The 12,285-nt window shown below is 57.7% G+C and carries 10 protein-coding genes; 7 read left to right on the top strand and 3 right to left on the bottom strand.

Annotation, left to right across the window (positions count from 1 at the left end):
- Positions 1 to 276: 276 nt before the first annotated feature.
- Positions 277 to 2,817, top strand: a complete 2,541-nt coding sequence (locus IEX44_RS10265; RefSeq protein WP_188692840.1) for a pectate lyase-like domain-containing protein — start codon at positions 277 to 279, stop codon at positions 2,815 to 2,817.
- 113 nt (positions 2,818 to 2,930) lie between these two features.
- Here IEX44_RS10265 and IEX44_RS10260 read toward each other — a convergent pair whose 3' ends face one another.
- Positions 2,931 to 4,559 carry an EAL domain-containing protein gene (locus IEX44_RS10260; protein ID WP_188692838.1) on the bottom strand — a complete coding sequence of 543 codons (1,629 nt, stop codon included), beginning with the start codon at positions 4,557 to 4,559 and terminating at the stop codon, positions 2,931 to 2,933.
- A gap of 533 nt (positions 4,560 to 5,092) precedes the next feature.
- On the opposite strand from IEX44_RS10260, the gene IEX44_RS10255 reads away from it, so the two are divergent.
- From IEX44_RS10255 to IEX44_RS10245, 3 genes are all read left to right on the top strand, one after another.
- Positions 5,093 to 5,797, top strand: coding sequence for a glutathione S-transferase N-terminal domain-containing protein (locus tag IEX44_RS10255; RefSeq protein ID WP_188692836.1), 705 nt, complete (start codon positions 5,093 to 5,095; stop codon positions 5,795 to 5,797).
- 195 nt (positions 5,798 to 5,992) lie between these two features.
- A complete protein-coding gene (locus tag IEX44_RS10250) occupies positions 5,993 to 7,342 on the top strand; it encodes a GGDEF domain-containing protein (protein WP_188692834.1) in 1,350 nt (449 codons plus the stop codon).
- A gap of 29 nt (positions 7,343 to 7,371) precedes the next feature.
- Complete coding sequence (locus IEX44_RS10245; RefSeq protein ID WP_188692832.1) at positions 7,372 to 7,773, top strand: GFA family protein; 402 nt, start codon at positions 7,372 to 7,374, stop codon at positions 7,771 to 7,773.
- A gap of 6 nt (positions 7,774 to 7,779) precedes the next feature.
- On the opposite strand, the gene IEX44_RS10240 is transcribed toward IEX44_RS10245, so the two are convergent.
- Entirely contained in the window at positions 7,780 to 8,397 is a 618-nt protein-coding gene (locus tag IEX44_RS10240; RefSeq protein ID WP_188692830.1) for a peptidylprolyl isomerase, read from the bottom strand.
- A 133-nt stretch (positions 8,398 to 8,530) separates the two neighbouring features.
- The gene (locus IEX44_RS10235) at positions 8,531 to 8,902 is read right to left on the bottom strand and encodes a hypothetical protein (RefSeq protein WP_188692827.1); all 372 of its coding nucleotides are present in this window, start codon (positions 8,900 to 8,902) and stop codon (positions 8,531 to 8,533) included.
- A 435-nt stretch (positions 8,903 to 9,337) separates the two neighbouring features.
- Here IEX44_RS10235 and IEX44_RS10230 point away from each other — a divergent pair, with 435 nt between their 5' ends.
- From IEX44_RS10230 to IEX44_RS10220, 3 genes are all read left to right on the top strand, one after another.
- Positions 9,338 to 10,696, top strand: a complete 1,359-nt coding sequence (locus IEX44_RS10230) for a DUF2252 domain-containing protein (protein WP_188692824.1) — start codon at positions 9,338 to 9,340, stop codon at positions 10,694 to 10,696.
- 143 nt (positions 10,697 to 10,839) lie between these two features.
- Positions 10,840 to 11,445 (top strand): TetR/AcrR family transcriptional regulator, encoded by a 606-nt coding sequence (locus tag IEX44_RS10225; RefSeq protein WP_188692821.1) that lies wholly within the window; start codon positions 10,840 to 10,842, stop codon positions 11,443 to 11,445.
- Between the two features lie 107 nt (positions 11,446 to 11,552).
- Positions 11,553 to 12,272: an SDR family oxidoreductase gene (locus IEX44_RS10220; protein WP_188692819.1), complete on the top strand. Its 720-nt coding sequence runs from the start codon at positions 11,553 to 11,555 to the stop codon at positions 12,270 to 12,272.
- Positions 12,273 to 12,285 lie beyond the last annotated feature (13 nt).

Here is a 12,285-nt window from a genome sequence, read left to right as displayed (position 1 = left end):
TGTGGCCCGGATCATGTTGCAGAACAGCATTGGCCACGCTGAAATCAATGCCCCACATGCGTGCATCTGGCTGCCGGTTATGCACTAACTTGCTACGTTCATCGGCTGTACACGTGTCATAAAATAACGACCAAACCCGGTTTGGATGGCGCACTTGCTAGTCAGAACCTAGTAACAAACAAGACATGTAGGGTAAAGCATTTACTTGTCTCCGCCCAAGGCTGCAATGAGTATGAAATGGATTTCAAGCCGTCGTTTCGATGGAGGAGACAACAGATGCAAAATAACCGGGAACAAAGCGCCAGCAAAAAACGCATTATCGCGCTCGCGCTGGCGACACTCACCATGGCACCTGGACCGCTGCTGGTCAGCAGCGCAATGGCCATTGCCCCCGTGGTGCAAGCGGCAGCGATCAGCACCGGCTACACGCAACAAAGTGGCGGCTCGGTGCAGTTCTATGCCAATGGCGGCACGTGGGCGGACATCCACTACACCGTCGCAGGCGGCGGTCAGCTCAACGTGCGTATGGCCAACAGCGGCACCAGCAACACCTATACGGTGACTGGTATTCCGGCTGGCGCAGTCGTGACTTACTCATTCACCGTAGGCCAGGCCGATGGCTCGGCACAGGACACGGCATGGGCCAGGCTCACCTATACCGGCGCGGTAACACCTACGCCGACACCAGCGCCTACTCCTGCACCAACACCCGCCCCAACGCCAGCGCCCACGCCAGCCCCAACCCCAGCGGCCAGTTACGGTGCGACGCAATTGACGGGTGGCGTGGTGGCCTTTTACGCCAATGGGGGCACTTGGGCTGACATTCACTACACCGTCAACGGCGGTGGTCAACTCAATGTGCGCATGACCAACAACGGCACCAATAACTCGTATCAGGTGACTGGACTGGCCAATGGTGCGGTCATCAAGTATTCGTTCACGATTGGCCAGGCCAACGGTTCAGCGGCCGACACGCCACAGCAAACGCTGACCTATGCCGGTGCTTCACCGACACCGACGCCTGCCCCGACACCTGCCCCGACACCTGCCCCGACACCTGCCCCAACGCCTGCACCGACACCCGCCCCAACCCCGGCCCCTACTCCCGCGCCGACACCTGCGCCTACTCCGGCACCGACCCCGGTACCCACGCCAGCGCCAACGCCCAGCGGCCCGGTTGATTTCGGCCCGAATGTGCTGATCTTTGATCCGGGCATGTCGGCATCCAGCATCCAGAGCCAGGTAGATACCGTCTTCAACAACCAGGTGACCAACCAGTTCGGCACGCAGCGTTATGCCTTCCTGTTCAAACCAGGCAATTACGCGGTCAGCGTGAACGTTGGCTTCTACACAGAAGTACTGGGTCTGGGCGCTTCGCCGGATAACACCAACCTGCAGGATGTCCATGTCGAAGCCGACTGGCTGGCCGATGGCAATGCCACGCAGAACTTCTGGCGAGCAGCGGCCAACCTGGCGGTGACACCGGTCAGCGGGACTGATCGCTGGGCGGTATCGCAAGCGGCACCATGGCGCCGCATGCATATCAAGGGTGGCGTCACGCTGTGCTCGCCATACTGCGGCTGGAGCAGCGGCGGGTTCATCTCTGATACCGTGATTGACGGCCAGATCAGCTCCGGCTCGCAACAGCAGTGGATCAGCCGTAACACCCAATGGGGTAGCTGGGTGGGTGGTGTATGGAACATGGTGTTTGTGGGCGACGTGAATGCGCCTGCTGCATCGTGGCCTAACCCGCCGTACACGGTTGTGCCGCAGACACCGGTTGTGCGTGAAAAACCGTTCCTGCAAATTGATAACAACGGCAATTACAGTGTGTTTGTACCGGCACTGACGACCAACACTCAGGGCACCACCTGGTACAACAAAACACCGGCCGGCAAGTCGATCTCGCTCAGCCAGTTCTACGTGGCCAAGGAAAACATCGACACTGCACAGACCATCAATGCTGCGCTGGCAGCAGGCAAGCACATTCTGTTCACGCCGGGTGTTTATCACCTGAATGACACCCTGCGCGTCAATAACCCGAACACCATCATTCTGGGTCTGGGTATTGCCACGCTGGAGGCCGATTCCGGTCAGGACATCATGGATGTGGCAGATGTCGATGGCGTCGAAGTAGCCGGCTTGCTGTTTGATGCCGGTGCGCGGACCTCGCCTGCCCTGCTGAAAATTGGATCCAGCGTCAGCGGTGTCAGCCACGCCGCCAACCCGGTTTCGCTGCACGATCTGTACTTCCGGATTGGTGGCGTGCAGGCGGCCTCTGCGACGCAGACCCTGGTCATCAACAGCAACGATGTGATCGGTGACAACTTCTGGCTCTGGCGTGCCGACCATGGCAACGGTGTGGGCTGGACAGTGAACCCGGCCACGAACGGGCTGGTGGTCAACGGTGCCAATGCAACCTTGTATGGCCTGGCTGTCGAGCACTACGAGCAGTTCCAGACATTGTGGAACGGCAACGGTGGCCGCGTGTACTTCTATCAGAGCGAAGCACCGTACGACGTCGCGCAGCAATCTGACTGGATGTACAACGGCGAGAACGGCTATGCCTCGTACAAGGTATCCAGCAATGTGACCACGCATGAGGCGTGGGGCGTCGGGGTGTACTGCTTCTTCAACACCAACAACGCGATCGTGCTGAACAACGGCTTTGAAGCACCACAAACAGCCGGTGTGAAGTTCCATGACCTGACTACGGTGTCACTGGGAGGCGTAGGTACCATCACTCACGTCATCAATAACACCGGGGCGACGGCCAATACAGCGTCGCAGATCTCCACCCTGCCTTCTTACCCCTGATGCGTTGATGTCAACGCGGGCCGGTGCAAAGCCGGCCCTTGATGTTCGTCGATACCGGCATGGCAGTGCCGGTCGCTCCTTCCAGCCCGCCTCGTGCGGGCTTTTTTTTGGCCTCAGGCCGGGCTGACTTTGCCGTTGCGGATCAGGCCAAATGGCGCTAGCCCAAGGCTCTGCCGATGCCACGCAATGATCTCGGACGCAGGGAGTGCCGCCGCAAAAAGATACCCCTGAAAGCTGCGGATACCCGCATCGGCCACAGCCGTCAGCTCCTCACGGCTTTCTACACCTTCTGCGGTCACCGACAAACCCAGTTCGCGCGAGAGCGCCACAATATGACGCAACATGGCCTGGCGGCGCGGGTCATGCTGCAAGTCGCGCACAAACAAACGATCACACTTGATGCCTTCAATCGGCAGTGCTGCCAGCACGCCGAGGGAAGAATACCCGGCGCCAAAATCATCCATAATCACACCCAGCCCGCGACTGCGCAGGGCGGTCATCGCCTCAACCATGGTCTCGCCAGACGCAATGATGGCGTGTTCAGTCATCTCCAGCTTCAGATACTGCGGTGACAGCGCATGGCGCCGCAGGGTGTCATCCAGCCAATCCGCAAAGCCTTCAGCGACCAGCGTCACGGGGGCGACATTCACCGCAACTGTCATGGAGCAACCCTGCAACTGCCATTTCTGCATATGTCCAATGACAATCTGCAAGATCATGCGATCCAGTTCTACTGTCTTGCCCTGCAACTCAGCGGCCAGAAAAAAGGGTTCCGGGCTAATCGACCCCATGACCGGATCGGCAATGCGCAACAGCGCTTCCTGGTGGCACACATGACCGTCGGCCGCAACAATCGGCTGGAAATACATCTGTAAATGATCAGGAGAAATCAACTCTGGCAGGCGGTCTGCAATCAGCGATAACTGAATATCCTGCGCCGTCCCCACGCGGCGTGGCGATGAGCGCACCAGCGCCAGCGCCCGGTTCAGCAAAAACTGCCGCGACTGTTCGTGTCGCAAGTTCTGCAATTGATCGATACCCACGGCAAGCCCGAACACCAGCAAGGTGATCAGCAGCGTGACACTTTCCCCGTTCCGGATGCCCTGATTCGCCTGGATGGGAAAGATATTGATCAGGCACCAGTGCAACGGCACGATGGCAGCACCGGCCAGTGTGGCCTCTTGCCAGGTAAGCGAACGAAATTCTGCCCGTACAGCGCGCAAGCGGGCCAACCGGTGTCTCAGGGCGATCGCGACCGCAAGGGTGACCGCAAGACCAATCGATGTCGCCAGGGCAAGTGGGTTAACGCGGACCTGGCCGTGGACATAGTCCGCCACCAGTGTGATATGGGCGCAAACCATGCCGGTCGCCAGAGCCAGGCCGGCGGCCGTGACTTTGCGCGCATCACTGGCACGACTCAGGTGCGGCACACTCAGGCGCGCACTGGCCGTCATGATCAACAGCGCGCCCAGCGCCGGGGTGAGTTGCAATCCTTCATGCGCCAGGCCCGGATACATAAAGAACCCCACCACATCCAGCGCCCACACCAGACAACCGATGCACATGGCCGATTGTGAGACGCTCAACCGCCGGCTCGGCAAATCAACGACCGTGCCGGCTTGTTCCACCAAACGCTGACAGATATGGACCACGAAACTGGCAAAGATCCAGAACAGGACACTTTGCTGACTCAGTGGAAAGCTCACTGTAAATCGGGTGGCGTCTTCAACCAGGAAGTTCATCCAGCATGCCTTTTCCATGGCACATCACGCGCCTATTGGGGCACGCCTGCGCCTGGACTGCTTTTATTACTTTGATTAATCAGGGAAAACCAGAAGTCAAACCGCTAACGGGACAACGACCAGTAAACGTCACACCAAACCGGGTACTGGATAGATTTACTGCTGATAACGTAATCAAAACGTGAGAAATGCTGATTTCGGCAAAATATTAGCATTTAATAATCATGCAAGTACTGACAGTTTGATGACGATTAGGGAAAAAATGTAGAGAAATCATTGAGATTCCTGACAAACAGCAGGCTTCTCCAGCCTCCTTTTTGTGCGAAGCAACAATGCTGGCGTCATTCAAACCGGATTGGGCAAAATCCATCACATTTGATCAGGCAACAATCTGGAATACGGCCTTGGGTGGTTGTAATGCGACAAGCTGCGCCCATCTAGCCAGGATGTGACATTTGCTCGCCGACACGGATACCCGGGCGGCATACCGAAAACCGCCGCATCAACCACAGATACCCTGCCAGGAAATCATCATGACCGATCTGTCTGCATTCCCGATTAACCAGAAATGGCCTGCCCAAAATCCGGATGTCCTGCAGTTGTACTCACTGCCCACGCCCAATGGCGTGAAGGTGTCGATCATGCTCGAAGAAACCGGACTGGCCTACGAGCCCCATCTGGTGCGCTTTGATACCAATGACCAGATGTCGCCCGAGTTTCTTTCGCTGAACCCCAACAACAAAATCCCGGCAATTCTTGACCCACACGGCCCGGGCGACAAACCACTGCCTTTGTTTGAATCTGGCGCCATCCTGATTTACCTGGCAGAGAAAACCGGTAAGTTGCTGCCTGCAGACCCGGCCGCTCGTTATCAGACCATCCAGTGGGTCATGTTCCAGATGGGTGGGATCGGCCCGATGTTTGGCCAGGTGGGGTTTTTCCACAAATTTGCTGGCAAGGAATTTGAGGACAAGCGCCCGCGTGATCGCTACATCAGTGAGTCCCGCCGCTTGCTGAGCGTGCTGGATCAACACCTTGCCGGCCGTGACTGGATCATGGGCGACGAATACACCATCGCCGACATCGCCACATGGCCTTGGGTGAACAACTTGATCAACTTCTATGAAGCAGGTGATCTGGTGGGCATTCAAGACTTCGCCAACGTCAAACGCGTTCTCAAGGCCTTTGTCGAACGCCCGGCCGTTGTGCGCGGGCTGTCCATTCCCAAGCGCGGTTGAAGCCGCGCGTCCCCAGGAATCAAAAGCGTGCCACCAGGGCACGCTTTTTTTATGCCGGTGAGGTGCTTCAGATGCCTTCCCTCCTTCAGAACTTGCCAGGTGGTGCGCAAATGATCGAGAGTTAACTTACAAGCACAAGCGATCAGGTTGGCGGAATACGACACAACCGATCACAAAGGGGGAGGAAGGGTAACCATGTCTTTTACAGGGTTTCATCGCCTTGCCATGCTGTTGATGTTGCTACTGTCTGTGCTGCTAATGGCCTGGCAGCATTGGGGCATGGATCGCGTGCTCTATATTGATGCGCGCAGTGGGTATCCCATCAGCGTAGTGAGCGACGGGGACAACCAGAAAGACCCGGCTGGTTACTCTCAGGCCAGTTATCAGCCCGAAGACCACCGCATGCGCATGGATTGCACGCTGACCACGCGGTATGAATGGCCCTATTGCGAGCTGGACGTCCAGTTGGCGAAGGCGCCCGAGGGGATCGATCTGGCAGATTATGATCGGGTCGACATCAAGCTGGATTATCAGGGCCCGGGCCGTCGTCAGGTGCGTTTCCTGGCACGCAATTTTGATCCGCTCTACAGCAAGCTCGACACGCCGGAAACCTGGAAAAACAACCTTGTCAGTTTTACGCCGAAAACGGGCGGCGAGATCATCTCTATCCCGTTTGAACTCTTCAGCGTGGCCGAATGGTGGTTGGACGAACACCATATTCCGCTGCAACAAAGTGCGGTGGATTTGCACAATGTGCCGATGATCAGCGTGACCACCGCAGGGTTCAAGGAACCCGGCCTGCACCGGGTGAGCATTGATTACATTGCGTTTCATGGCAAATGGATCAGCCGTGAAAAACTCGCCACATTACTGGTGCTGTGCTGGATCATCCTGAGCGCCAGCGCCTTGATCCAGGATCAGACCCGCCTCAACCGCAGCCTTGCCGAAAGCCGCGAACGCGAACGGTCTTTGCGTGATCTGGCAGACACCCTGCATCTGGAAAAAATCCAGATCTCTGAACAGGCCCAGCGTGACCCGCTCACCGGCATCCGCAACCGCGCCGGCGTGCTGGAAGAACTACTGCGCGCCTCTGAACAAGCCCGCCACACGGGTAAACCGCTGGCCATGGTGTTTGTGGACATTGACCACTTCAAAGCGGTGAACGACACGCACGGCCATGAAGTCGGTGACATGGTGCTCAAACAGTTTGCCCAACTGCTGGGAACCCAGATCCGCGCAGGCGATTATCTGGTGCGCTGGGGCGGCGAAGAACTGGTGTTGTTCTTCCCCAACGCCACGCTGGAGACTGCAACCAGCCGCGCGGAGCGTATGCGCCAATCGCTCACGGAGGTTATCTGGCCGGCTGGCATGCGTATTACTGCCAGCTTTGGCGTCACCGTCATGGGCATGGATGAACAGATCGCCCAGTTCATCCGTCGTGCCGACGACGCCCTGTATGAAGCCAAACGCAATGGCCGCAACAGGGTGGTAAACAAAGCGCCTGGCGAAGCCTCTGGCCCTGACAAACACACCGACCAGCACTAGACTGCGAGTCTTGCCCCTGGAGCGATCTCATGCGCGGTTCTTGTTTGTGCCAGACCATCGAATACGAAATCAGCCAGCTCGATTCACCCATCGAACACTGTGCCTGCCACACCTGCCGCAAAGCCCACGCGGCCGCGTTCAATACGGCAGCCCTGGTCAAGCATGCACATTTCCGCTGGATAAAGGGCGCAGACGCCCTGACCGCGTATGAGTCGTCGCCGGGCAAGAAGCGCTATTTCTGCTCGCGTTGCGGTACGCACTTGATTGCCCAGCGCAACGGGCGCGATGCGGTGATCCTGCGCGTCGCTACGCTGGATGACGACCCGGGCCAGATGCCAGAACTGGTTATCTGGGCCAGTCACACCGTGCCATGGCTGTCGCATGGGCCGCAGATTCCGGCACATGAGGCCTGGCAGCCGGGGCATGACTAACGCCCTTTAGCGCCGCTTGCAGCTTTTGATGTAATCCAGCTGCGGGAAATTCTGTTTGAGGTACGCCGTGCCATCCGCGGCTGCAATCTTCTGCGGATCAGGGCCTTTGCCCCAAGGCGGCATATCGCCATAGCCCGTGTTCAAATGCGCCATCGTATTCTGGATGCTGGCGGGTGTGAGCTGGGCGAATGGGGTTTCCCAAGGTTGCTCACCCAGACCGCCGATATTGTCGCCCAGTGTGATGAACATCTGTGTCGAACGTGTATTGGCGCCCGCCCCGGCAAAGCTCAGATACCCGCGCTTGAACGGGCGCAATGCAGGTTGTTTGGGGTCGTCCGCAATCGTGCCATATGTTTTGGCATGCGCTTGCGGTGGCATCGCGCCAAACTGGCAGATAAAGTTGTTCACACACCGGAACAGCGGCACATCAGCAAAAAATCCGTCGTCCACCATCTGCAAAAACCGCGCCGCACCCAGCGGCGACCAGGCCGGTTGCACGGTAATGTCGAGGTCGCCTTTGGTGGTAGCACAGGTCACGGTGACGGGTTTAGGGTCGGCGTGGGCCTGGGCGAGGGTCAGGCAGGCTACGATACTGAGCAGCAAGCTACGACGAATGCGCTTCATGTCATCCTCCAGATTGGCTTTTTGTTTTTGCACTGCGTTGCGCGGAGCATGCCATATGAGGCAGGCAAGCCAAACTGCGCCCAACAAAAAACCCGCCAGCGGCGGGTTTTTTGTCTGAATAGCGGTCACTTGATCACGCGGTGGTGTTCACCGTGCCGCCTACGCGCTGACCCAGCGTGTTGTAGGTCGGGTTGTTGTTCTGTGCAGTATTGGCTGCAGCTTGCTGTGCCTGAGCAGCCTGATGCGCGGCGTTATTGGCGGCGATCTGGTTGGTCTGGTTGACCGAATGCGTCGTGTTGACCGTAGTGCTGCCATTGACGGAGCTTACGCCGTTGTTGACCGGCGTGGCGGGTGCGGGGCCAGGCGCAGATGCCGCGCGCACTTCGTCGTGCGTGTTGTTGTCTTGCGTACGTCCCAGCGTCTGGTTGTCATTGGCCTGCGGTGCGCGTTGTAGCGACGAGGAAGCCAACGGCGAAGCAACAGGACTATTCAAACCAACGTTCATGATCACTCCCGATACACGTGCGCCAGCCGTTATGCGACTGACATGGGCTCATTATCTGCCGTTTTGATCAAGATGCCAGTCACCGATCGTCAGATTGCCTTCCAGTATCGTCAGTGTTTAACCGATATCCAGTTCCGGCTTACGTAGTTGATGGCTACATGCCAAAGCCCAGGCCCTGTATTTGTTTGCATGGCCGCCAAAGCTCGGCGTGTTTTGGTCTACTTGCATACAAAATTCTGACACCCGACCTCAGCAAGAAAGAGACGAATGGTTGCCTGTCAGGAAGAACGACACTCTGCAAGCCCATTATTTGCCCAGGCAATATTTGTATGCAAAACGATACAGCCCCGGTGCATGTCTTCGGCGCGTCACAGTGGCCAGGCGTAATACGCCGCCATTCGCACCCGCCAGAGGTGCATTACCTGGAGCACTCCGATGTCAAAACGCTTGTCTTGCCTTGCGCTGTTGCTGTCCCTCGCCTCCGCCACGACGTTCGCCGCCACATCCCGCGCCAGCTGGGTGGTCGACGACATCTACAACTACAACCACCCCTATGCAGCGACAGACAGCGCTGATCTGGCGACCAAGATGTCGACCATGAACAGCAGCGCGTTCTATTTCTACCGTGGTACCGCAGACATTTTCTATCACGACATGACCACCCTGCCCGCCTCGGCCTATACCAGCGCGTCGACGGCTTTTACCTGGCTGGGCGGTGATGCCCATCTGGCCAATTTCGGCGCCTGGCAGGACAGCAGCGGCAAGGCTGTTTTCGGTGTGAATGATTATGACCAGGGCTATCTCGGCCAATATGTGTGGGATGTACGCCGCGCCGCCGTCAGCATGGTGCTGGCCGGCCGGGAAAATGGCCTGGCCGACAAGGACATCACCACAGCCATCAATACGTTTGTGAGCGCTTACCTGGCACAACTGGGCAAGTTCAACGGCACGACCGCCGAGAAGACATTTCAGCTGACCACCAGCAATACCAGCAGCGTGATCAAAGATGTGATCTCTGACTCGGCGGGCGACAAGCGCTCTGACTTGCTGTCCAAGTACACGACCACCAGCAACAGCAAGCGCGTGTTCCAGACGACCTCTCAACTCGTAACCGTGAACAGCAGCACGTACTCCGCTATCACGGCCGCTGTGGCCAGTTACGTGCAGACCATTTCGTCATCCAAGCAATACGCCGCCAGCTTTTACAGCGTGAAGGACATCCGGCAGAAGCTGGGCTCGGGGACTGGCAGTCTGGGCCGCTATCGTTATTACGTGCTGATCGAGGGTGCGTCTACTTCGACATCCGATGACGTCATCCTGGAACTGAAGCAATCCGCTCTGAGCGATGTGGCCATTGCCGCCCCGGCACAGTTGAGCACGGGCGACTACGCCAATAATGAAGGCGATCGCGTAGCACGCACCGCCAAGGCACTGGTGTTGAATGCCGATGTGCTGGTGGGCTACACCACGATCAATGGCATTCCCTTCTATGTGCATGAAAAGTCTCCGTTTGCAGAAGACTTTGATTACACGGATCTCTCGAGCAGCAGCAAATTCAACACCGCCATGACGTATGTGGGTCAGGCACTGGCCTCGGCGCACGCGCTGGCCGATCAGGACTACGACAGCACGGTAGTGCCGTATCAGATCGAGACCGAAATCCTGAACGCTGTCACCAGCCAGAGCGGCCTGCAAAGCGAAATATCAGCCTTTGCATTTAGCTACGCCGATCAAGTCAATCTGGACTGGCAAGCCTTCAAGGCGGCCTACAAGGCTGGCACGCCGTTGTATTAAGCGGATACCACTCCGATTGGAACGGCCACGCGGCATGCGTGGCCGTTTTGTTTTCTGGCCACCGTTCATCACTTGCCAGATTGACACGAACAAGGTGTTTGCATAAATATGACGATCATCATATTAAGAATCAGGCGACCGCCATGGAACCCAAACCCAATCGCAAGGAACAGAGCCATCAGCGCATTGTGGATGTCGCTGCGCGAGCAATCCGACGCGCCGGGTATAACGGCGTGGGCGTGGCTGACATCATGAAAGAAGCGGGCCTGACTCACGGCGGTTTCTATGCGCACTTTGCCTCGCGCGATGCCCTGCTGGTCGAAGCCATGCAAGAAGCCTCCCGTCAGAGCATCGCCAATATCAGCGAGGGACTGGCGCAAGGCCGTCAGCAAGGTCTGAGCCCGCTGGCCGCGCTGATTGAGTCCTATTTGTCCGATAGCCATCTGGCAGATGCCGAATGCGGTTGCCCGGTGGCGGCGCTGGGGTCGGAAATGCCACGTCAGTCTGATGTGGTGCGTGACGTGGCCCGTGAGCGTGTCAGCGCCTTGATTTCCGGCGTAGGTAAAGTCATGCCGGAGGAGCTTGCTGCTCAGGCGTCACTGCTGACGGGAGCGCTGGTCGGCACCCTGCAACTGGCCCGTACACTGGGCGACAACGATGGCGGTAAAGCCATCCTGGCCAGTGCCCGTGCGGCATTGCGGGCGCAATATGATCGACCTGCAACGCAAGCGTCAGACCCGACTCACTGACCTCGATCTTCTCTTTTTGCATGACCCGGCATTGCCGGATTTTCTTCATCTCGAAATATTATGATCATCATATTTTTTGCATCATCACAACCTGCAGGAGAAACATCATGAAACTCGAAAACGCAGTCGTACTCGTCACTGGCGCCAACCGTGGTCTGGGTCTGGCCTTTGCCAAAGAAGCCCTGGCCCGTGGTGCCCGCAAGGTCTACGCCGGTGCCCGCAATCCAGCCAGCATCACTTTACCGGGCGTGATTCCAGTCAAGCTCGACGTGACCAGCGATGCCGACGTCGCGGCGCTGGCGGCTGAACTGAAAGACGTGACGGTCCTGATCAACAACGCCGGGATCGCGCAGATGAATGGTTTTCTGGATGAACACGCGATCGAATCTGCACGCGCGCAAATGGAAACCAATTACTTTGGCCCATTGCGTCTGGCACGCGCATTTGCAGGCACGCTGGCTCAAAACGGCGGCGGCGCGATCCTCAATGTGTTGTCGGTCGTCTCATGGATCAGCTCACCGATGATGGGTGGCTATAGCGCCAGTAAATCCGCCGCATGGAGCCTCACCAATGGCTTGCGTCATGCGCTGCGGGAGCAAGGCACACAAGTGCTTGGCTTGCATATGGGTTTTGTGGATACCGATCTGACCCAAGGTATTGATGCGCCCAAAACCTCGCCAGAAGTCATCGTGACCCGCGCACTGAATGCGCTGGAAGCAGATGAAGATGAAGTACTGGGCGATGAGATCACAGAAAGCGTCAAAGCGGGTTTGTCCGCCACGCCAGGTGTTTACACCACCGACGTGCGCGCCCGCGCGGATCATTGATCAGGGGATTTGG

Origin of the sequence: Silvimonas amylolytica (assembly GCF_014645555.1) — a bacterium.
Lineage (GTDB): Bacteria > Pseudomonadota > Gammaproteobacteria > Burkholderiales > Chitinibacteraceae > Silvimonas > Silvimonas amylolytica.
Note: the sequence above shows the minus strand (reverse complement) of the source record. Positions and strands in the feature narration are given on the sequence as shown.